The organism is Coleofasciculus sp. G3-WIS-01 (assembly GCF_040223135.1).
GTDB lineage: Bacteria > Cyanobacteriota > Cyanobacteriia > Cyanobacteriales > Coleofasciculaceae > Coleofasciculus.
In genome coordinates, this window is sequence record NZ_JAVJZI010000118.1 from 1 (window position 1) to 21,601 (window position 21,601).

General features: G+C 46.6%; 18 protein-coding genes. 9 read left to right on the forward strand and 9 right to left on the reverse strand.

Annotated elements, in window-relative coordinates:
• Window positions 1–329: 329 nt before the first annotated feature.
• Entirely contained in the window at window positions 330–671 is a 342-nt protein-coding gene (locus tag RIM23_RS11760) for a 2Fe-2S iron-sulfur cluster-binding protein (RefSeq protein WP_446367252.1), read from the reverse strand.
• 81 nt (window positions 672–752) lie between these two features.
• On the opposite strand from RIM23_RS11760, the gene cimA reads away from it, so the two are divergent.
• Together cimA and RIM23_RS11770 are read left to right on the forward strand one after the other, a co-directional pair.
• Complete coding sequence (gene cimA / locus RIM23_RS11765; protein ID WP_446367254.1) at window positions 753–2,483, forward strand: citramalate synthase; 1,731 nt, start codon at window positions 753–755, stop codon at window positions 2,481–2,483.
• A 347-nt stretch (window positions 2,484–2,830) separates the two neighbouring features.
• Window positions 2,831–3,049, forward strand: a complete 219-nt coding sequence (locus RIM23_RS11770) for a DUF4327 family protein (protein WP_446335399.1) — start codon at window positions 2,831–2,833, stop codon at window positions 3,047–3,049.
• 46 nt (window positions 3,050–3,095) lie between these two features.
• On the opposite strand, the gene RIM23_RS11775 is transcribed toward RIM23_RS11770, so the two are convergent.
• From RIM23_RS11775 to RIM23_RS11790, 4 genes are all read right to left on the reverse strand, one after another.
• Complete coding sequence (locus tag RIM23_RS11775; protein WP_446367256.1) at window positions 3,096–4,322, reverse strand: protein kinase domain-containing protein; 1,227 nt, start codon at window positions 4,320–4,322, stop codon at window positions 3,096–3,098.
• Window positions 4,323–4,896: 574 nt separating this feature from the next.
• Window positions 4,897–7,089: a serine/threonine phosphatase gene (locus RIM23_RS11780; RefSeq protein ID WP_446367258.1), complete on the reverse strand. Its 2,193-nt coding sequence runs from the start codon at window positions 7,087–7,089 to the stop codon at window positions 4,897–4,899.
• Between the two features lie 169 nt (window positions 7,090–7,258).
• On the reverse strand, window positions 7,259–7,843 hold the full coding sequence (locus tag RIM23_RS11785; RefSeq protein WP_446367260.1) for a pseudouridine synthase: 585 nt from the start codon (window positions 7,841–7,843) through the stop codon (window positions 7,259–7,261).
• A gap of 35 nt (window positions 7,844–7,878) precedes the next feature.
• Complete coding sequence (locus tag RIM23_RS11790) at window positions 7,879–8,766, reverse strand: mechanosensitive ion channel family protein (protein WP_446367262.1); 888 nt, start codon at window positions 8,764–8,766, stop codon at window positions 7,879–7,881.
• Between the two features lie 558 nt (window positions 8,767–9,324).
• On the opposite strand from RIM23_RS11790, the gene RIM23_RS11795 reads away from it, so the two are divergent.
• Window positions 9,325–10,173, forward strand: coding sequence for an SPFH domain-containing protein (locus RIM23_RS11795; protein WP_446367264.1), 849 nt, complete (start codon window positions 9,325–9,327; stop codon window positions 10,171–10,173).
• Between the two features lie 92 nt (window positions 10,174–10,265).
• On the opposite strand, the gene tatA is transcribed toward RIM23_RS11795, so the two are convergent.
• Both tatA and RIM23_RS11805 read right to left on the reverse strand, forming a co-directional pair.
• A complete protein-coding gene (tatA, locus tag RIM23_RS11800) occupies window positions 10,266–10,430 on the reverse strand; it encodes a twin-arginine translocase TatA/TatE family subunit (RefSeq protein WP_446359811.1) in 165 nt (54 codons plus the stop codon).
• 272 nt (window positions 10,431–10,702) lie between these two features.
• Window positions 10,703–11,968 (reverse strand): RNA-guided endonuclease InsQ/TnpB family protein, encoded by a 1,266-nt coding sequence (locus RIM23_RS11805; protein WP_446367265.1) that lies wholly within the window; start codon window positions 11,966–11,968, stop codon window positions 10,703–10,705.
• 170 nt (window positions 11,969–12,138) lie between these two features.
• On the opposite strand from RIM23_RS11805, the gene RIM23_RS11810 reads away from it, so the two are divergent.
• From RIM23_RS11810 to RIM23_RS11825, 4 genes are all read left to right on the forward strand, one after another.
• Window positions 12,139–12,879: a phycocyanobilin:ferredoxin oxidoreductase gene (locus RIM23_RS11810; RefSeq protein ID WP_446367267.1), complete on the forward strand. Its 741-nt coding sequence runs from the start codon at window positions 12,139–12,141 to the stop codon at window positions 12,877–12,879.
• Between the two features lie 195 nt (window positions 12,880–13,074).
• Window positions 13,075–14,493 (forward strand): HlyD family efflux transporter periplasmic adaptor subunit, encoded by a 1,419-nt coding sequence (locus RIM23_RS11815; protein ID WP_446367269.1) that lies wholly within the window; start codon window positions 13,075–13,077, stop codon window positions 14,491–14,493.
• A 12-nt stretch (window positions 14,494–14,505) separates the two neighbouring features.
• The gene (devC, locus tag RIM23_RS11820; RefSeq protein ID WP_446367271.1) at window positions 14,506–15,654 is read left to right on the forward strand and encodes an ABC transporter permease DevC; all 1,149 of its coding nucleotides are present in this window, start codon (window positions 14,506–14,508) and stop codon (window positions 15,652–15,654) included.
• Between the two features lie 88 nt (window positions 15,655–15,742).
• Complete coding sequence (locus RIM23_RS11825) at window positions 15,743–16,474, forward strand: DevA family ABC transporter ATP-binding protein (RefSeq protein WP_446367273.1); 732 nt, start codon at window positions 15,743–15,745, stop codon at window positions 16,472–16,474.
• Window positions 16,475–16,581: 107 nt separating this feature from the next.
• Here the strand turns inward: RIM23_RS11825 and RIM23_RS11830 are convergent, their stop codons facing one another.
• Window positions 16,582–17,358: a hypothetical protein gene (locus RIM23_RS11830; protein WP_446367279.1), complete on the reverse strand. Its 777-nt coding sequence runs from the start codon at window positions 17,356–17,358 to the stop codon at window positions 16,582–16,584.
• A gap of 311 nt (window positions 17,359–17,669) precedes the next feature.
• Window positions 17,670–19,331, reverse strand: coding sequence for a D-Ala-D-Ala carboxypeptidase family metallohydrolase (locus RIM23_RS11835; RefSeq protein ID WP_446367275.1), 1,662 nt, complete (start codon window positions 19,329–19,331; stop codon window positions 17,670–17,672).
• Window positions 19,332–19,601: 270 nt separating this feature from the next.
• Between RIM23_RS11835 and RIM23_RS11840 the strand changes: the two genes are divergently transcribed.
• On the forward strand, window positions 19,602–20,708 hold the full coding sequence (locus tag RIM23_RS11840) for an RRXRR domain-containing protein (protein ID WP_446367277.1): 1,107 nt from the start codon (window positions 19,602–19,604) through the stop codon (window positions 20,706–20,708).
• 57 nt (window positions 20,709–20,765) lie between these two features.
• Complete coding sequence (locus tag RIM23_RS11845) at window positions 20,766–21,572, forward strand: HAD-IIB family hydrolase (protein ID WP_446367281.1); 807 nt, start codon at window positions 20,766–20,768, stop codon at window positions 21,570–21,572.
• The last annotated feature ends 29 nt before the right edge of the window (window positions 21,573–21,601 follow it).

Sequence of the window (21,601 nt, forward strand, 5' to 3'; positions counted from 1 at the left end):
ACTTAAGGTAAAGAGCTCTTAGAGCGGGGGGTGTAGGGGCGGGTTTTACAGATAACATGAGAGCACCCAACTGATAACTTGACTCGCGCCCGCCCTTCTCCCATAACCGGGGGAGCAGAAACCCCATAGCTGAAAATTAGAGTGGGTAAGGGTTATGGCTTAAGTTGACACGGATGGCAAGCCTTGCGCCCCTACAGTGCGTCTACAGCGTTTTCCAACTTGATGTAGTACATCCCATCTTTCCCAATACGGCTCGGATAACTTCTCAGTTAATTTTTTCTTCCCCAGCTTCCCCAACTCCCTCAGCTCCCCCAGCTCCCCCAGCTTCCCTATCTCCCTTCCGGTGTCCACACGACACCTTTCCCTTGTCCCCAGAAGCCGTCATATTTTGTCAACCGCACATCCCCTAAAACCTTCGTCTGACAGGCTAGACGACGATTATCTGTGGGAGAATGGGGAGGCAGAGAACGTCTTGCCTTATCCTTCCAGTTTGCTTCTGAAACCTCCCCTTCTACCTCAACCGCACAAGTACCACAGCTACCAATCCCCATACAGTTGATAATTTTGGCATTGCCGTTGTAAAGCGCTACACCATTCGCCAGTAAAACTTTGCGTAAATTACTGCCTGGGTCACATGTAAATGTTTTTCCTTGAGCTGTTACTTTAGGCATTGATGATTTATCTATCTTAGTTACTACAGCTTTCTCTTTCTAGTTTACATTTCTTTACAATTTACACAACCATCCTCACTTATGACTTCCCAAACCCCCACCCCCATCTGGATTTACGACACAACGCTGCGGGACGGTTCCCAGCGTGAAGGACTCTCCTTGTCCATCGAAGACAAACTCCGCATCGCCCGCCAACTCGACCAATTAGGGATTCCCTTCATAGAAGGCGGTTGGCCCGGTGCGAATCCTAAAGACGTGCAATTTTTCTGGCGACTCAAAGAAGAACCCCTAATCCAAGCAGAAATTGTCGCCTTTTGCTCAACGCGACGCCCTCATAAAGCGGCTGCTGATGATCCGATGCTACAAGCTATTTTGGCAGCAGGGACACATTGGGTCACTATCTTTGGTAAGTCTTGGGATCTCCATGTCACTGAAGGGTTGGGTACTACCCTCGACGAAAACCTGGCAATGATCCGCGATACCATAGAATATCTCCGCAGTCAAGGGCGGCGAGTGATTTATGATGCCGAACATTGGTTTGATGGGTATAAAAATAACCCAGATTACGCCCTGAAAACCCTGAAAGCTGCTATGGATGCGGGGGCTGAATGGTTAGTCTTTTGCGACACCAATGGCGGGACTTTACCTCATGAAATTGGTTCCATTGTCCGAGATGTTATCGAAAGTTTAGAACTCAACCCGGAAAACCAAGGCAGGGCAGGTTTTGAACCAACGTTATCACCAACAGGCGGCGCGAAAGCACATAAACCCGCCCCTACACACTCAACACTCAACAATCAAAACTCGCCTCGATTGGGCATTCATACCCATAATGACTCCGATACCGCCGTGGCTAATGCTTTGATGAGTGTGGTGGAAGGCGTCTGTATGGTTCAGGGAACTATGAACGGCTATGGCGAACGCTGTGGTAATGCTAATTTGTGTTCCTTAATTCCTAACTTACAGCTCAAGCTAGGGTATCACTGTATTCAAGAGGAACAATTAGCCACATTAACTCAAGTGAGTCGTTTAATTAGTGAAGTCGTCAACTTAGCTCCCGATGACCATGCTGCATTTGTGGGTCGGTCGGCGTTTGCCCATAAAGGCGGGATTCACGTTTCCGCCGTCGAACGTAATCCACTCACCTACGAACATATCCCACCCGAACAGGTGGGGAATCAGCGGCGGATTGTAATTTCTGAGCAATCCGGACTCAGTAACGTTTTGGCAAAAGCCAAGAGTTTTGGACATGAACTCCACAAACAAGACGCCGCCTGTCGCCAAATCTTGGGACGCCTGAAAGAGTTGGAAAATGAGGGCTATCAATTTGAAGCCGCCGAAGCCAGTTTTGATTTACTGATGCGAGACGCCCTAGGGCAGAAGCAGCAGCACTTTGACCTGAAAGGGTTTCAGGTTCACAGTGACATGCTCCAAGGTATCGGTACACCTTACAGTAATGCTATGGCGACGATTAAGGTAACGGTTAATGGTGAGGATATTTTAGAAGTGGCGGAAGGCAATGGACCTGTGTCAGCGCTGGATGCCGCATTACGGAAAGCGCTGGTGCGATTCTATCCAGAGATAGGAACGTTTTACCTGACCGACTATAAAGTGCGGATTCTAGATGGTGCGGCTGGCACATCAGCGAAAACTCGCGTGCTGGTGGAATCGAGTAATGGCAAGCAGCGCTGGACGACAGTGGGTGTTTCCGCCAATATCCTAGAAGCGTCTTATCAGGCGGTGGTTGAAGGGATTGAATATGGTCTGTTGTTACAGTCTGCTGTGAAGACAGCGGTTGAACAAAACCTGTGAACTATAGGAGAATCTAAGCCAACTGATTTAGATTCTCTTAACCCATAAAGAAAGTCCTAAGCTTTATCGCGACAGCTATAATTTTTTCTTACCCAGCTCCCAGACGCGCTTTTGAAGCGTCTCTACATGCTGCCCCAGGTTCCCTTAACGGCAGCAATTCTAGGCGCAATGGTAGTGATTACCGTACATTTTCCCAAAAGGGCTTGCGTAAATGCCCTCGGATGAGTTACAAAGGTATAGTAATGCTTCCTTGCCGAGCGCCAACTCTACGAACCGGCAAAATTTAAACCAGGAAGCGTTTTTTTGATCCAAGCATTTGCAAAAGTTACTTCGAGAAAATTGAGAGTATGACTCAGCAAGTTACTCACCCCATGGTGAAAATGCAGCGTCAGGTGCGTTCACTCGTGGAATCCAAGATTATCAAACCTAGCGATAGTATATGGAAAATCGCCCTGCTTTATGGCGACGAGTGGTCGTTCTGGAAAAAGGAACTCATAGAATTTGGCTTCACCATGCAAGATCCGATTGGTGACTTACTCGCCGTGGAAGCATGGGATGAAGAATAGAGATCCTGACGCCTTACAGATAAGAGCGATTACGCCAGCCAACCCTCTAGCGACAGGCGGCTAAAGCTGCTGCGAGTTCTTTCGCCGTTTGGTAGCGATCGCCAACTTTGAGTTGACACACCCGGTCGATTACTTCCCGTAATGGGGGAGCGATCGTGGGTGCTTTGGACAAGTCAAACCCATAGCCTAAACTACGGCGGCGATAAAATTTAAGCGGAGTCATCCCGGTTAACAGAAAAATCAGGGTTGGACCAATGGCATAGAGATCGGATTGAGTGACTGGAGTCCCTCGGTCTTGTTCTGGGGCGCTATACCCTTCAGCACCAATTCGAGTTCCTGGCATTGTCCCGATCTCTTTGACGGCGCCAAAATCAAGAACAACAATGCTGTTGTCTCGATGACGCACCATTAGATTCGCGGGTTTAATATCCCGATGGATCAATGGCGGATCGCTCGAATGAATGTAGTCAAGAACATGACAGGTTTGAATCATCCACTCAATGGCTTGATCTGGAGTGACAGGTCCTGCCATCAAAATCCGTTGCTCCAAATCTTGTCCGTGGATGAGCGACATGGCTAAATATTTTTTACCCCCTTCCATAAAAAAGTCGTAATACTGGGGAATTCCGTCATGATGTAAAGCTTTTAGGGCACGCGCCTCTCGCTCAAACAGTTCTTGGGCTTTGGCAATTTGTGCCATATCGGCATTCATTTCCTTGAGGACGAGTAACGTTGGGCGTCCCTCAATTTTGCCTGTACTATCCCAGGCGAGATAGGTTGTCCCCATTCCCCCCTGTCCCAGGGTTCGTAACACTTGATAGTGGCGGATGACCCGTTGTACGGGGACTAGGGGTTGACCACAGTGAATACAAAATAAATTACCGGGAGGATTGCCCGGGTGAGTGCAAGACAGTTTAGAGTTAGGCGTTGGAGAGACTAAGCCAGAACTTGGCACAGAAACCGGGTTAAGTTCAAATTTGAGCATCGGTCCTTCTCGAGCCAGCCGAATCAGGGCTTGATTCGGTATCATTTCTCGTGACACCAATACTCCATTGAGAAACGTGCCGTTGGTTCCTTGATTAACCAACTGCCATTTATTTCCAGATCGGGCGGGGGTGACTCTCAGTTCTAGGTGATGCCGAGACACTAACGGATTGTTGAGAATCACGTCATTATCTGGCGATCGACCAATACGAATTGTAGACTGGTTGTGGAATTTCCACTGTTGTAATGGAGTGGATGCCTGCGGATGTAGAAGGGTCAGCGTGACCATAGTCCTCAGTTTTTTGTGCTTAACTCAGGGCTTGTCTCAACGTATTCGCGGGAGTCCCTTGAGCCAAGATCTGGCTCTTGCCGCCCGGTTTGGTATAGGTGGTTTACTATTCAGACTGATTACTGGTACTTGTTGCATAAGAGATAATCTAATCCTTTATTAAAGTTAGTCGCTCCCGTCCTTTGCGGGGACTGGGATTCCTATGAATGAGTCCTTGATGAACCCACCGATGCACCTCTTTTTTTAGTAACTTGTGTAGTTCGCTTACATTTCTGGAAGCTAAGGCTTGCCTCACTGTCTACACCATCAGTCTTTTTCCTCTGATTCAGTTGTGTCATATCATGTCCGGTAGCATCGGACATAAATTGTGTTAGCTAAGTTTAAAATTGTAAAGACTTTCCATCCCTTACTGTTTCCTGTTTTCCCTGTTAAGAGTTCCCTGTTCCTCAAAATGATGTGCAGACAGGCATAAGATGCGTCTCTACACCAGTGGGAAACACGGGAAGAAAACCATCAAGAGATTTGGGTACATCGGTTGATTTTAACTAACTAATCACAGATGACCAACGTCCTATCACCAACTCCGTTGCTGAAAATTAGGTCGCACTTTTACTCGGATGAGTATCGCGGTGATGTTGTCATGACCATTTTGCTCATTGGCTAGGTCAACTAACTGTAGGATACCCTGCTCAAGGTTAGCGCGAGAACTGAGCAAAGGAGCGAGGTGGGTCTGCCAGTGATTCTCGATTAGTTCATTATCCGATAAACCATCGGAACACAAAATGAATAAGGTATCCTCATTGAGTTCCAAAAAGTTAATGTCAGGATTGACAAACTGGTCACTTCGTGGTCCTAGAGCTTGAGTGAGCTGATAGGCATCGGGGCGAGAATAAGCGATCGCCTCTTCGACGCCGCGTTTAATTTCCCGTTGACCGACTTCATGGTCAACGGTGAGTTGCTCTAAACCGCCTTTGCGGGTTAACCGATAGAGACGGCTATCACCCACATGAGCGATCGCGACTTTGGTATTCTGAACCAACATCATTGCCAAGGTAGTCCCCATGCGACCACTGCCTGAGCGAGCATTTTGTTGGTTGACATCATAAATCTCCTGATTGGTTAGGCGAACAGCTTCGCGAATAGTCTCTTGTGTGGGTAACTCTTCGTGCCAATGGTCTTGAAAATACGCCTCCAGCTTCTCCACCGCCATGGAACTAGCAACTTCTCCGGCGGCATGTCCACCCATTCCATCACAGAGAATATAAAGACCACGAGCGTCTAAGGTTCGACCAATGGGGGTTTCGTGCTTTTTAATCTGTGCTTGAATGCCAAAGCAGTCTTCATTGTGATCCCGTTGGCGACCAATATCCGTGCAACCAACATCGTCAAGGCTGAGTAATTGCATCGGTAGCACAACCGTAGGACCCCCATCGTCATAGATACCAACCGTGTCTCCTAGGGGCGTTCCCAGCAAACTCATCGCCTCTTCAGATGTATGATCAGCCATATCTAAGGTGACCGTCGTTGCTTGTTCTTCTTGTGCCTCTTCTTCCGCGTGAGCGATCGCTTCTAACTCAGAGCGCAATTGGTCAATCGTAGTAATTTCTTCGGTACACATCTGCCGGAACACCGTCCCCAATGAGGTCAGTTGAGTCCGTTGCGACTGGTTAAATAACAGCCGCCACATTTGCCCCAAATCCTCTAACATGGGCGGTTCATCTTCGGGATCATGGTAGAGGCGGGCTAACCCCAACACCTGGTCTTCATCGACTCGTAAATTGTTAATTTCCAATAGACTTTGGCAACAATTCCAAGATTCAAGTGCCTGCCAAAGTCTTGCCATTTCATCGAGCCAGTACAATAGCTGTAACGTAGATAACTCTTCACTCCCCCACAAATCACTAAGAAGTTGCCATCCTGAGCGATCTTCGATCAACATCACTGCCTGATTATCCTGCTGCCACGCATCATGAACCTCTGGCACAGTGGGATAATGACTTTGTTTCAAGGCTAAATAGGGTTGTGCGATCGCCGGAATTCCCAGAATTGACGAGGATGGGGACGGGAATGCCCCAGATTGTTGTTCCAGTAGGGCTTCCAGAAGTGATTTCTGAAAGGGCTGGCAGTCCAAAACTTGGACAGACGTTTCTGAGCCGGCTGGGATATTCGCTAGAGTGTCGCGATTTAGGGGTTCTATAAGTCGGTAACGTTGTTGAACATCCAGATAGGTGATCGAGTAAGTATTGTAGGAAGAACTTGCCTCAGACGTTGCCGTCGATGATGCTTCGCTTAGATTTGGCTCTAACTTATTCGTCTGTGATGTTGCTGGGATCTCTTGATCGGGTTCAACCGTTGATTTTGCCATCAATGTAGAACTCTTTGCCGTTTCTGGCTGATCCATTTCCTGCGCCAGAGTATCAAAATCGGTTTGGGGAGCACAGGGAATTTCTCCGGATGTCGGTTCACTCTCCTGGGTTTGTGTAAGTTGAGCTGATGATTCGAGATCCGCGTTGCTAGCGATTGGCTCAGCATCGGCTGAGGAACCCTCTAAATCATCGGTTGAGGTGAAGCCATACTCCGGCTCTTTGGCAATAATTGCCCACCAAACCGTTCCTGTAAACGCACCACAATTATGGCAAGTTTCAGCATTAACAGGAACTTGGGTGTCGCATTCTGAACACACTTTATGGATCAAGGAAGTTCCACATCGCTGACAAAACTTGTGAGTATTCGGGTTTTCAAAATGACACTGGGGACAAATTAACATAACGGAACTTCCTCAATTCCTATCAGGTTTCTAAGGCTTTACTATGAGCTAGCTGCCATCTAGTTTGCCACGCCAGAATCCAAGGTTGCAGCTTTTTAGGGGGTTGTTTATCCAGTGTAAAGGCGCAGGGAAGCAGTATTGACAAGGGAGTTAACTCAAAACTCAAACCTCAAAACTCAAAACTTCCCCCCTTCACCAGTTTTTGGAGACAGACAAGTTCAGTGGGCGTCAGATCACGCCACTGACCCGGTTGCAACCCAGAAAGACGCAGGTGCGCGATCGCGACTCGTACTAGTCGTAGGGTGGGAAATCCCACGGCTGCGGTCATACGCCGTACCTGACGGTTACGCCCTTCGGTCAAGGTGATTTCTAACCACCAGGTGGGTACAGTTTTCCGAAAGCGAATCGGGGGATCGCGAGGTGGTAGAGCGGGTTCTTTTCGTAATCGCTGCACTTGAGCTTTTCTTGTACGGTAATCTTTAATCACTACACCCTGGCGTAACTGATTCAAGGCAGCTTCATCGGGGATATGTTCCACTTGCACCCAATAGGTACGGGGATGTCGAAAGCGGGGGTTAGAGAGTCGGTGCTGCAAGCGTCCATCATTGGTCAACAAGAGCAATCCTTCGCTGTCTCGGTCAAGGCGTCCGACGGGGTAAACCGACGACACCGGAATGTAGTCTTTGAGAGTTCGACGAGGACTGTCCTCCCTATCCGTAAACTGACTTAAGACATCGTAGGGTTTGTAGAACAAAAGGTATCGATACACATCTTCAATCTTAACCGTTGTCAGTTGGAAGCTTCATCTTGGGACAGGGGTAAATAATCATTAAACCGTTGCTGGTCATAGAAGTAAAGCGTGCGAATGGGGTAAGGAATATTAATGTCGGCGTGATCAAAGGCTTTTTTTATGGCAATAATGGCTCGGGTTTGCACCTGACGTACTCGTTGCTGCTGGGGTAATGTCCAGTAGCGGACGACGAAATCGATGGAACTATCGCCAAAGCTGACTAAATCGATTTCTGGTGTTGGATTGGACAATACACCCTCCACCTGAGTAATGGTTTCCTCTAGGAGTTGAGCCGCTTCAGACAAGGGAGTATTGTAGTCAACTCCGACACCTAAATCCGTTCGTCGCTGTCCGTAAGCTGTTCTGACTTGCACCGCACTGGTAAATACCGTTGCATTCGGTAGGAGAACTCGTTCGCCTTGATAGGTACGAATTTGGGTGGTACGGATGTCAATCTTCTCCACCGTTCCTTCATAGCTTTCAATAATCACCTGATCGTTGATGCGAAACGGTTCTTGCACCAGTAACAGCACCCCAGCTAAAAAGTTTTTGAAGATATCTTGAAAGGCAAAACCAACGGCGACTGAACCCAACCCCAGCGCCGCGATAATGTCACCAAGCCGCAAGCCAGGGAAGGCGATAACACTGGCGGCTAAAACGCCAACCACCCACGTTGCTATATAACTCGTTCTCGCCAGCAGCAGTTGCAGCGATTGGCTACGGATTGTACGCTCTCCTATCTTAGCGGTGACTTGCTCAATGCCATCGGCGCTGTAGCGAGTCAACAGGACAATGATCACTCCGCCGATAAGTCCGGGCAAAACCTCAATGGTCGAGCCAATTAGATTGAGTAAACTGGATTGGATTTGTTGAATGAGACTGTTCACAAGTCGATCACTAAAGGTTTAGACTGACTGTTCAAGATCTTCGCCGCGAAAGTTTCCCACCCGTGTAATTGGTCAAGACGTCACTAGTCAGGATAAAATCGGCGACTAGTCGGTACGACGACGGAGGACGGAACCAGGAAATTCTCCTGCTTGAGTTCACCTGAGAAAGAAGCTGAACAAAGCCTCTACATCCCTCATCCTTTCACAACGAGTCTGTGCCGGGTGAGAAAATTTCTCGAAAATTCAGCTAAAATGCTGACATAACCTGGCTGAATCTAGCTTATTATTCTGGCACAAGCCAAGGATGTTTCCGGGGGAGTGGGTATTGTCCCTCTTTGCGGATGTTTTACCACCAGAGTACATTGTAGGTAACACGTACTGCTAGACAAAGCGGCTTGAGAACAAGCCTCGTTTGAGGAAATCTGAAAGGTGGCTTAGCTCTAACTCTATGTAAATTCAAGCTAGGTGTTACCTGCAAACTTATTGAAGAACGTTCTAGACAATCCTATTTGTCACTCCAATTGATTCATTCACCTTCTAGTAAAAGTGTAAAAACCTATGGGATCTCTTTGGTCGTATATTTTTGCACTGATTTTAATCGGCGGCGGCTACGGTATCGGTTCCGCCAAAGTTATCAATCAGGGCAATCAAGCTATAGTTGAACGTTTGGGGAAATATAAGAAGACTTTACAGCCTGGACCGAGGGTGGTTTGGCTGTTTTTGGAACGTATTGCTGTGGAGGAAACTACCCGTGAGCAAGTCTTAGATACTGAACCTCAGCAGGCAATCACGAAAGACAATATTTCTGTAGAAGTCGATGCGGTGGTGTACTGGAGAATAAATAATCTCTATAAAGCCTACTATGATGTTGAAGATGTAAAAGAGGCAATTGGAAATTTAGTTATCACAACGTTACGGTCGGAAATTGGCAGAATGGATTTAGATGAAACCTATTCATCCCGCTCCGAGATCAATAAGCATTTGTCAATTCATCTCAAAGAGGCTGCCGATAGCTGGGGGGTAGAGGTCACCCGTGTGGAAGTCCAAGGAATTAAACCACCCCAGACAGTGTTGGACTCCTTGGAGAAGGAACGGGCAGCAGAAAGCGAGAAAAAAGCCGCGATTTACCAGGCAGAAGGAGAGAGAGAAGCCGCGATCGCCCAGGCAGAAGGGACGGTGAAATCCCTAGAGATGATCTCAAAAGCGCTGCTAGAAAAGCCTAACAGTCAGGAAGTGCTAAAGTATTTGATTGCCACTCGTTATGTGGAAGCTAACGAGAAGTTGAGTGAAAGTAGCAACTCCAAAATTGTATTTATGGACCCCAAAGCCTTGACTGAAGCGATGACTGATTTAATGGAAATTCCGGAATCACCAATTAAGAGGGATGGCGGAAATGGCTCTAATTAAGCCTTCGGATCAGTCAACACAGACGTTCCGTCGGAACATCTCTACTGATGCGTGACTTCTGTTACCGTAATCAGGTTACGTCAGCCGACTCTCTAGTCAGCGTCCTCCTCCTCAGATGTGGGAGTATTCATCTCTTCTTTAAAACCTTTAAGGGTTTTTCCTAATGCGCGACCCATGTCTGGAATCTTCTTGGGACCGAAAATTACTAGCGCGACAATCCCAATAATCGCTACTTCGGGCCATCCTAAGCCAAACATACTCGTCTGCTCCTGTAGACTCTGCTTCCCTATCATATATAGCCAGAGACTATCTTGTGAAAACGGTTATTTGGTGGAGATGGGTCTTTTCGCAATACCAAAGGGATGAGAAGCTGATATCCTATACGAGTAAGGTGCAAGGACGAGCCAGGAAACCCCGTCAGTAATGATGGGAATCCCCACCATGACTCGCAAGCAGGGTGGCGAGGATGTCGTCAAACCTACCCCCCCTATCCTGATGGGTTGAGCGGTGACATCCTCCCTCACCAACTTCAAGAAGTATGGTGAGGGCTTCCAACATCACTGCTGGATATTGCTGCCCTGCGCCACTTATCTAGGCAAAATGCCCCCGACAGCCCGACTTGACAGCCAATTTCTTTCCCCCAGAGTCCCTGGGTACTAAGTGTTTCATAGCCTCGGTTGCAGATTTCCTGTGCTGAGGCTACATCTCTATCAACCTCATAAAAGCATTCAGGGCAACTGTGCCATCTATCAGAAAGTTCTTTCCTGACTTCGATCCGACAATTAGGACAAGTTTGAGAGGTTCCTTTGTGATCAACTTCAGCCACATAGACACCCCGTTGCTTGCCGACATGGAACAGGATTGACCGAAACTGACCAAAGGCGGCATCAATGGTGTGTTTTCCTAAAAAGCCTTTCGCCATTGTTCGGAAGTCAATATCTTCTACGAAGATAGTGCCTGCAATATCACACAGTTTGTGAGCCAGCTTAAACTGATAGTCTTTACGCTTGAATGCAATATGATTATGCTGTTTCTCTACCTTGATTCTGGCTTTTTCATAGTTCTTAGAACGCTTCTTCTTTTTCGACAATCTGCGTTGTAGCACTTTCAGCCTACGATGCTCTGTCTTGAAGAATTTACGTCCTGGCTCTATGAATCCATCACTGGTAGTTAAATAATTATTCAGTCCAACATCTACACCAATAAAGTGCCCGTGAGGTACGGGTTCAGGAATAAATATATCAGACTGAATGCTAGCTATCGCAAACCATCCCATCGCTTTCTTGAGTATCCTGACCTGCTTGACAACAAACCCGTCTGGGATTGGTCTATGCAAGTTAATTTGGACTTTCCCCAGCTTGGGCAATTTGATTTGCCATCCGGTAATCGGGTTGGTGGAAAACTGAGGGAAAAGAACAGACTTTATTTGTCCGTACTTTTTGAACCTTGGGAATCCATAACCTCGCTTCTGGAAAAAGTCCCAAGCATCGTGCAATCTCCTGATGGTTGTTTGCAATACCTGAGAAGGTACGGCGGATAGTCTGGGAAACTCTTTTTTGGCTTTGGGTAGGTTGTTTTGCTGCTGCTGATATCCAGGAAAAGGATAATCAGTACTCATGATGTACTCTGACTCTAAGCTACACCTATCTATGGGACACTTCCTAGAAGCAATCCAATCCTTGAGTTCCCTGAGCGCGTAGTTATACGCATTGCGACAAGTTTCGAGCCATTCGTTCAACAGCTCGACTTGTTTCTGGTCGGGATATAGGCGATAGGTGTAGTTAAGTGTCAGCATTTTTCAATCTTACCACAATTACCACTAACGGTAAATGCTAATTTTACCGGGGTTGATCGGATAAAATTAGCTTGGGGGATGTCCATGTATCCCAACGCCAAATCAGGAGATTATGGCGTGGGAATTATGGTTCCTCCCCCAAACCCCCACCGTTAGTTAAGATTCAAAGAATGTCAGTAACCACCAAGCCTTCCCTGCGAGAGCAACAACACCCCCTTATTTGCCAATTAGCCGACTGTATTGAAGCCAATTGGCGGCGTTACCTAGATTTGTCGCCCTATCAGCTTCCCGCCGAGTTAGGCTATGTGGAAGGACGCCTAGAGGGTGAGAAACTCACGATTGAAAACCGTTGTTATCAGACGCCACAGTTTCGCAAACTGCATTTGGAATTGGCAAAAGTGGGAACAATGCTCGATATTCTCCACTGTGTCATGTTTCCCCGTCCAGAGTACAATCTACCCATGTTTGGCTGCGATTTAGTCGGCGGACGAGGGAAAATCAGTGCCGCGATCGCAGACCTCTCTCCGGTGAATGCTAAAGGTATCTTACCCGACGCTTATCGTCAACCATTACAGGCTTTACCAACTCCTCATTTCCAAGACGTCCGTGATTTGCCAGAGTGGGGCGACATTTTTTCGGAATTTTGCCTTTTTATTCGACCCAATAATCCTCAAGAGGAACAGCAATTTTTATCGCGAGTAGAGAATTTTCTCCAAATTCATTGTACTCATGCAACTAATGCTAAACCCGTTTCGGCTGAAGACCAAGCAAAAATTGTAGCCGGTCAGCATTATTATTGCACCAAGCAGCAGAAAAATGATAAAACCCGTCGTGTGCTAGAAAAAGCCTTTGGCGCGGATTGGGCAGATTATTACATGACTACCGTATTGTTTGACTTACCATCTGTGTGATTGTCATTTGTTGATTGGGAAACCTCTTCCCCTACTTCCAGACGTTCCCCGCCTTACGTCTCTACTCCCCCTACTCCTCCGGCTCCAGGAGCTTCCCCATCTTCCCCATCCAATTAGACGTGGCTTGCTCCTAGCGTCTATAACTGAAGGAGGGGGCGCGAATTCAGAAATCAATCCTATTTATATTAGGAAGATATGGGGCATAAACCAGGGATGGATGAAGGACTATTTTCTAAACCGATAACTCGTTGGGCGATCGCTGTGGCTGTTGGCGGAACCCTCGCGACTGGAGTCGCGGCTGTTTACAGCCTCAATCGGGTTCAACTCCGTACAACTCAATCACACCCGCAGCCAGTGGCTACACCCGCTATCGAAGCAGTAACCGCCTTAGGACGCTTGGAACCCGATGGAGAAGTTATTATTATATCCGCTCCCACCTCCTTGGAGGGTGCCAATGTAGTGAAAGCATTACTCGTCTCGGAAGGCGATCGCGTGCGGGCAAATCAAGTCATGGCGATTATGGATAACCGCGATCGCTTGCAAGCGGCTGTAGATCTTGCCAAAAAAAAAGTTGAAATTGCCCAAGCGAACCTGGAACAAGTGAAAGCGGGTGCCAAAGCGGGCGCAATTCAAGCCCAAGAGGAAACAATTAATCGCCTTGAAAAAGAATTAGAGGGAGAAAAAAAAGCCCAACAGAGCAAAATTAATCGCTTAGAAACTCAACTGAGAGAAACCACCAAAGCTCAAGAAGCCACGATTCAAGCTCAACAAGCTACCGTTAAAGCTCAAGAATCTACGATTAGACGACTAGAGGCAGAAAAACGCAACGCTGATAACGACTTTGCCCGCTATCAGCAGTTAGCCGAAGATGGTGCAATTTCTACCTCAGAATTAGAAAGCCGCCGCTTAAGGGTAGAAACTGCCCTAGAACGCCTCAGTGAGGCACAAGAGAACCTCGCTCAACAACAGGCGAATCTTATTCAAGCCGAAGCGAACCAAGCTCAAACTATCGCTAATCTGAACGAACAGCTCGAAGAAGGCAGAGTCAACCGGAACAAAACTATCGCCGTTCTCGAAGCTCAGATTAAAGAAGAAGAAGCCCGTCTAGAAGAAATCAAAGAAATTCGTCCGGTTGATATAAAAAAAGCCGAAGCTGAAGTTGAAAGTACACTAGCCGCTGTTGAACAAGCTCAAGCTGATTTAGATTCCTTAGCTTACGTGCGTGCCCCAGAAGACGGTCAGATTTTAGATATAAATACCCGGGCGGGAGAAACCATTAAGGAAGGGGAAGGAATTGTCGAACTGGGAAAAACAGACGAAATGAGAGTAGTTGCAGAAGTCTACGAAAGCGATATTAGCAAAGTACGTCTCGGACAGCGTGTTGCCATTCGTAGTGAAAGCAAGGCATTTGAGGGCAAACTTCAAGGAAATGTTAGCCAAATTGGACGGAAAATCGGCAAAAAAGATATTCTCGATACCGATCCGGCTGCTGATGTTGATGCTAGAGTCGTGGAAGTAAACATTCGTCTACCGCCAGAAGATAGCAAAAAAGTTGCCGGATTAACCAACTCAAAAGTTATCGTAGAAATATTGCTTGAATCAGAGTCTAATTAATTTAAAACTTAAATGAAAATCCCGCTCGCGTGGTTACAACTGAGTCGCGAAAAAATACGATTAATGGTCGCGATCGCTGGAATTAGCTTTGCGGATATTTTAATGTTTATGCAGCTTGGTTTCCGCGATGCCTTGTTTGAGAGTAATGTAACCCTACATAACAATTTAAAAGGTGACATTTTTCTAATTAGCCCTCAGTCCACATCAACTATCGCGATGAAAAGCTTTCCTCAGCGACGATTATATCAAGCCTTGGGTTTTGAGGGTGTCCAGTCAATTAGTCCACTCTATATGGATTTTGGTTTATGGAAAAATCCGCAAACTCGGGCAACTCGTGGCATTATGGTTTTGGGATTTAATCCAGCTAATCCAGTATTAGATCTACCTGATGTTAACCAAAATTTGCATAAGATAAAAATAGAAAATGGGGTTTTATTTGATGACACATCTAGACCTGAATATGGTTCAATTGCTCAACTCTTTCATCAAAAACAAGAGGTAACTACAGAAGTAGAAGAACGTCGCATCCGGGTGGTAGGATTATTTAGTTTAGGCGCTTCCTTTGCTGCCGATGGAAATATTGTCACAAGTGACCTAAATTTTTTGCGGATTTTTCCACGACGAAATAAGGGACTAATTGATATTGGTATAGTTCAATTACAACCTGGAGCAAATATCCAAAATATTTTAACTGACATGAGACAGGAATTTCCTGATGATGTCACAATTTTGTCCAAGCAAGAATTTATCGATTTTGAAAAAAAATATTGGCAAACCAGTACCGCGATCGGTTTTATTTTTAGCTTGGGTATAGTGATGGGCTTTGTTGTCGGTACAGTAATTGTTTATCAAATTCTTTATACCGATGTTTCCGATCATTTACCCGAATATGCCACACTTAAAGCGATGGGTTATACCGATCGCTATTTATTGATAGTTGTTTTCCAAGAAGCGCTTATTCTGGCTATTTTAGGATATATTCCCGGAATGGTAATTGCTTCGGGATTGTATAGTTTAACAAAAGCGGCAACTCGTCTACCGATGATGATGACTTTGACTAAAACCATAACCATTCTAATTTTGACAATTATTATGTGTTGTGTATCGGGGGCGATTGCTGTGCGGAAACTCAAAGCGGCTGATCCGGCTGATATTTTTTAGAGGGGTGGATAAGGCAGATAGCAGATGGCTCCAAGGAAAGAGTACCCAAGCTAAAAAGGGGGTTACAAAAGCGAATTTGGCATGAATTATGAATTCTAACGTATTACTTCAATCTCCTATCGTATCGATCAAAAATCTCAATCACTACTTTGGCAAAGGTTCTCTACGTAAACAAATTCTCTTTAATATCAATCTAGAACTATTACCCGGAGAAATTGTATTAATGACAGGTCCTTCGGGTTCGGGTAAGACAACCTTATTAACCCTAATTGGGGGCTTACGTTCACCCCAATCGGGTCAAGTTCAAGTCTTAGGGAAGGAACTCATCGGTGCGACAGAAGAAAAACTGGTGCAAGTGCGCCGTCATATTGGTTATATCTTTCAATCTCATAATTTGCTCAAGAGTCTGACGGCTTGCCAAAACGTGCAAATGTCGGTGGAACTTCACCCCGATATTTCTCCTACTGAGGCGGTAGCGAAGTCAACAGCGATACTAACCACAGTTGGTTTAGCCAATCATCTTAATTACTACCCCGATAACCTTTCTGGTGGACAAAAACAGCGGGTTGCGATCGCGCGGGCGTTAGTGAGTCATCCTCAATTAGTTCTAGCCGACGAACCCACAGCTGCTCTGGATAGTCAATCAGGACGTAATGTGGTGGAAATAATGCAAAAGTTGGCAAAAGAACAAGGATGCACCATTCTACTCGTGACCCACGATAACCGAATTCTGGATATTGCCGATCGGATTATTCATATCGAAGATGGACATATTCAAAGAAGTCATAAGTATACCCTTGAGCAAAGCGAAGGGTCATAAGTCATAATTCATAAGTAATAAATTATAAATAGCATCAGTTACTTCGGTTAAGAACGACGTTTAGCTTTGAGCAACTTGATCTAATAATTGGCAGTTTGTGAATAGCTTTAGTTAATCCGCGCCCGATTCGTTCTTAAGGTCACATTAACCCCCTCACTGGATTGCTGAAGCACCAGTAAAGGAGTTGGTTTAGCTTTTTGATCCCAGTGAATCGAAACAATTCGTCCTTGAATCGTGGGTTGCCAGCTTTCATCCTCTGGAGAGAGAAAGGTTTCGATACAATCAATAATCTGGCTAATCGTGGCTGAGGTGGCTTGAGTGGGTAATTTAGTCAACTTGATTTGAATCCGGAATAGCACTCGCATGGTACGTTTACCACTGCTTTCAGTCTCATACTTGACATCAAACAGTTCATCAACTTGCCTACCTGTGGTGCTAGCAATCCCGATCGCACTTTGAGCCGCCTGATTCGGTCGTAGCGCCACACTGATGATTTGTTTTACCTTGATTTTGATTTGATTAACGATGGCAAAATGAAACACCTCTTCTTCCATCCGCAATCGCAAATAGTCTAAGTTAAATTCGCGAGAGTGAACCAAATCCGGATTAGTTTCCATTTTGCGGATAGTGTTGAGCGCCAACTTCAACTTTTTCTGGAGGTCTTTAGTCTTAAACTGCTCAAATTTCAGCTTCTTTCCCATGGTATCTAGTTGTATTTTGCCATAGACCAGTAAGCCAATCGCGAGTAAGAGCAGTCCTATGGAGACAAACATCCAGGGTGTTCCAGAGGACTGAGTATCGGCAGGTGAAGGAGAGACAGCCGTTGGTGAAGGCTGAGAAACTTGAGCTAATGTAGATTCTCTAGGGATAATCGGACTGGACATAATTCCTGCTTGAGAAGATGTAAGAGTTATTTCTAGAATGCCTTCTAGGGAGTGGATCTGGTGCAATCTTGCCCTGGTTAAGTCTACTAGGGTATCCCGACAGCGATTTTCTGTCGGTGGGGAAAACACTGTACCGAGCCGTAAACTCTTGCGAAAGTCCCCTAGGACTCCGCCATGAATGTTAGATTGTTCTGGATTTGTGTGGTTGATCGAGAAAGCCGCTTCAATGACAGATGCACTCATGCAAATTTTGAATTACAATCCGGGAAAAAGGTAGCAGCAAACCGAGGTGTTCATGCTGAATGTTACCCTTAATGGAGCCAGCGTGCCCGGTAGCTGCGAGCATCAATGTGGCACAAATTGGGAAATCGGCTATAGCGACCTAAGCCACCGGGCCACCACGGTTCAAGAGACCAGTAAATCTGATTGCCACTTAACCCTTCACACACAAAATCCATGGCATCTCCCACCAGATGCCGACTATACTTGGCACCCCCAACTGCTCGATTCACGTAAGGGGGACGATACCAACTGGTGACGATAAAAGGTCGCCCAATGCGATCGCGTGCCCGTTGTGCCAGTTTCGCAATGCGAACCATAGCATCCACTGTAGCTTGATTGGGGGGCATGCGCGTACCTCCATGGGTGGCTTCTGCCCAGGTAAAGCTACCATCGGGAATGATTGGTGCTGATAGCTGAATATTGTAAGGTGTCCAACGCTCAGGGCGTTTGGGAATCACCACAGGCGTCGGCTTTGGCGGTGCTTCTTGGGCTTGACGACGGGCTTCATTCATTCGTTTTTGGTCTTCCAGGAGAGATTGCACTGCCTGATTTCTGGTGGGCAAATCTCGCCAAAGTTGAACTAAACGGATTAAAGCTTCCCGTTGGTTGTCATCTTCTTTATAGTCCTTGGGTATCTTCCCGACAAAGCTGATCAGTTCTTGATCGAGTTCCGCTGCCAGTTTTTGCATGGCGGTGGGGTCAGTGGTACTTGCTTGCAGGATGTCCGGATTAATGCCTAGGTGACTTAACACCGTGGCGCGGGAGTCAAATTGATTCCAGAGTCGAAAGCCTTCGGTGAGGGCATTGCGTTGGCTACCTTGTCCCTGGTAGAACTTCGGCACGCGCTCGATGAATGCCACCAGAGCCGGATCAATAATATCGAGATTTTCTTGGGGGGAGGCATTTTTTTTCAAAGACGCGATCGCTTCTTCTCGGGTTCGCAATTGACGCCACAGTTGAGTTAGGCGCAGCAGCGCTTCCCGTTGATGGGGATAACCGCTATAGTTACCAGAAACACGTCCCATAAATTGCTTGAGGGGAATATCCAGTTTTGATGCATCCTCACGGGCTGATGTCACCTGATCCGTTGGCACTAAAGAAGCAATGGTAGCATCCTGGGTATCCAGTTTCCGCCAAATCCGCACCGCTTCTAGCAACGCATCTCGTTGATGAGGTAATCCCGTATAATATTCAGGGAGTCGATCCACAAGAGTCAGTAAGGCTTTATCTAGATAGGCAAGATTTTGAGGCAGGTTTTCGCTTCTGAAGTCAGCGGCTAAATCAGCGAGATACGCTTGTTTGAGCGACTCAAAGTTACTCGGTTCTAAACGCGCCATAAAGGGTTGACCGGCTGGCGGTACATATCCCCTAGCTACGTTTTGCAGGAATTCATCGCTATAGCGTCCCTGTTCTAGTAGCCATAAATCAGTACCTTGCTGTCCCTGAACAATTAAACTATCGGTAAGCGATCGGATAACATTAGCTGCATACTGAACTTGTTCCGGCAATGTATTCACCTGATCGGGTGATACCCGATTGGCAGGTGATATGCCTAACCCCGTTTCTTCATCAGCAAGAGTTGGAGACGAATGCACCTGATAAAGAGCCGCTAAAATTGGCTTGTGAATTCCCACTCGTTCGGCGGCTAGAAGATAATAATAATTCCGTTGGTCTGGTGATAGTATTGTCATGATAAATTTTGATAAACCAAGATATAGCACCCATTACACAATAATCTTTCAACAACCCCAACTTACTTCGTTGAAGTTGGGGATTGTCAGGGACAAGACTGACAACGCAAGAGTTGAATAGACCGCCCTAGCCGTTAACTGGCACGTACTTCCAGATACTTCCCCAGTCAGGATTATTTACAAGTCTACTTGTCATAGGCGCTTGCAGAAAGGACATCTTGTTAACGGTGGTCGAGGGGACGTACAACTTTACTCGTGAGGTTTATCACCATGCTACGAGTTCCAGTTTTATCACCAGACGGTAAGCCACTAATGCCAGCCAAGGCTAGCCGCGTTCGACGTTGGCTCAAATTTGGCAAAGCTAAGGTAGTGCACAACGACATAGGCATTTTTCAAGTCCAGTATTTAGAGAAACCATCGGGTGAGGAAGTCCAAAACGTTGTGGTTGGGATTGATCCGGGAAAGCTATTTAGTGGGATTGGAGTTCAATCTCAGAAGGCTACTCTGTTTCTAGCCCACCTGAAGCTACCCTTTAAGACGGTGACTAAGCGAATGACACAAAGGGCAATGATGCGCCGTGGTAGACGGGGACGACGGATTAACCGCAAGCTTCCTTATAACCAGCGCAATCACCGTCAGTGCCGATTCGATAACCGTAGAGGACACAAGATCCCCCCAAGTATCCGGGCTAACCGTGATCTGGAGTTCCGAGTACTACAGGAATTACAGCAAATCTATCCATCAAACGATGTGGTGGTCGAGGTGATTAAAGCCAGAGGTAATAAAGGTTTTAGCCCTGCGATGGTTGGTCAATACTGGCAACTAGAACGGCTAGAGCAAGAGGGATATAATGTCCATACTCAAGAGGGATGGCATACATCGACGCTAAGACAGTACCTCGGTTTACCCAAAGCTAAGAACAAGGCACAGGAGTCACCCGCAGCCCATGCTGTTGATGGTCTATGCCTTGCCATATCTCAGTTTATGAGGTATCGCCAAATTAAGCGTAGGAGTGGTACTTGGCTAGGTGATATCAAAGTGACGCCGTGCCAGTTTGCCGTGATTAACCGCCCTCCGGTATGCCGTCGTCAGTTACACTTGATGATTCCTGCTAAGGGAGGGGAACGGCGCGGCTATGGTGGCACAGTTACCCGTCATGGCTTTAGAAAGGGTGATTATGTCAAGGTGGGACAAGCAGGTATTACCTACTACGGCTATGTTTCTGGCGATACTAAAAGCCAAGTTTCAGTTAGTGATTCTAACTGGAAACGGTTAGGGCGGTTCACCGCTAAAAAAGTCCAATTGTTGCAGCGAAATACCGGACTGGTGTCAACAATTGGATTGTCAAACCTTACCACATTGAGTGGTGCGGTTTGACTCGCTATCCCTCCCCGACTTACTTCATTGAAGTCGGGGTTCCACGCGAGGTTTATGATGGCTTTTTCATCGATTAACTCAGCAATAGCAGCCCATTGCTGGAAAAATCTACGTCTGATTGCCACAGATATGGATGGAACGCTGACACGACAAGGTAAATTTAGTGGGGATTTGCTGCAAGCGTTGGAAAATTTACAAGCAGCAGATATCCCTGTGCTTATTGTTACAGGTCGCTCCGCCGGCTGGGTTAGTGGTTTGGTAAATTATTTACCCGTGCAGGGTGCGATCGCGGAAAATGGTGGGTTATATTATCCAGCAGACGGGGATCAACCTGTCTTTTTATCCACAATTGCTGACATAACTACCCATCGCCAACAATTAGCGGATACCTATCAACGTCTCAAATCCCAATTTCCCCAGATTCACGAATCGGCTGACAATCGCTTTCGCATCACCGATTGGACCTTTGATAATCGTGACCTCACTGTGCATCAACTAGAACACCTCAACGCCCTTTGTACGTCCATGGATTGGGGATTTACCTACAGTTCGGTGCAATGTCACATCAAACCCACATCTCAGGACAAAGCCATCGGGTTAATCCAAGTGTTACGCGATTACTTTCCCCAGTATCAACCTGAACAAGTTTTGACAGTGGGTGATAGTCCCAACGATGGGAGTTTATTTAACCCGCAGCTATTTCCGTTATCGGTGGGCGTTGCTAATGTTTTGGACTATACCGATGAGCTGGACTATCAAAACGTGGGGGATTGGGGGAGCTATAGAACTCCATCCTCAACGAAACGGAGTGAAGTAGGGTGGGGGTACATTGGACTCCCCCAAGGTAAATTCAATCGGGGTTGACCAGATTGAATTTACAGAGGTATTGCTTT

Coding starts and splice junctions, on each gene's coding strand:
- RIM23_RS11760 (WP_446367252.1), bottom strand. CDS start 671: ATGCCTAAAGTAACAGCTCAAGGAAAAACATTTACATGTGACCCAGGC.
- cimA (WP_446367254.1), top strand. CDS start 753: ATGACTTCCCAAACCCCCACCCCCATCTGGATTTACGACACAACGCTG.
- RIM23_RS11770 (WP_446335399.1), top strand. CDS start 2,831: ATGACTCAGCAAGTTACTCACCCCATGGTGAAAATGCAGCGTCAGGTG.
- RIM23_RS11775 (WP_446367256.1), bottom strand. CDS start 4,322: ATGGTCACGCTGACCCTTCTACATCCGCAGGCATCCACTCCATTACAA.
- RIM23_RS11780 (WP_446367258.1), bottom strand. CDS start 7,089: ATGTTAATTTGTCCCCAGTGTCATTTTGAAAACCCGAATACTCACAAG.
- RIM23_RS11795 (WP_446367264.1), top strand. CDS start 9,325: ATGGGATCTCTTTGGTCGTATATTTTTGCACTGATTTTAATCGGCGGC.
- tatA (WP_446359811.1), bottom strand. CDS start 10,430: ATGTTTGGCTTAGGATGGCCCGAAGTAGCGATTATTGGGATTGTCGCG.
- RIM23_RS11805 (WP_446367265.1), bottom strand. CDS start 11,968: ATGCTGACACTTAACTACACCTATCGCCTATATCCCGACCAGAAACAA.
- RIM23_RS11810 (WP_446367267.1), top strand. CDS start 12,139: ATGTCAGTAACCACCAAGCCTTCCCTGCGAGAGCAACAACACCCCCTT.
- RIM23_RS11815 (WP_446367269.1), top strand. CDS start 13,075: ATGGGGCATAAACCAGGGATGGATGAAGGACTATTTTCTAAACCGATA.
- devC (WP_446367271.1), top strand. CDS start 14,506: ATGAAAATCCCGCTCGCGTGGTTACAACTGAGTCGCGAAAAAATACGA.
- RIM23_RS11825 (WP_446367273.1), top strand. CDS start 15,743: ATGAATTCTAACGTATTACTTCAATCTCCTATCGTATCGATCAAAAAT.
- RIM23_RS11830 (WP_446367279.1), bottom strand. CDS start 17,358: ATGTCCAGTCCGATTATCCCTAGAGAATCTACATTAGCTCAAGTTTCT.
- RIM23_RS11835 (WP_446367275.1), bottom strand. CDS start 19,331: ATGACAATACTATCACCAGACCAACGGAATTATTATTATCTTCTAGCC.
- RIM23_RS11840 (WP_446367277.1), top strand. CDS start 19,602: ATGCTACGAGTTCCAGTTTTATCACCAGACGGTAAGCCACTAATGCCA.
- RIM23_RS11845 (WP_446367281.1), top strand. CDS start 20,766: ATGGCTTTTTCATCGATTAACTCAGCAATAGCAGCCCATTGCTGGAAA.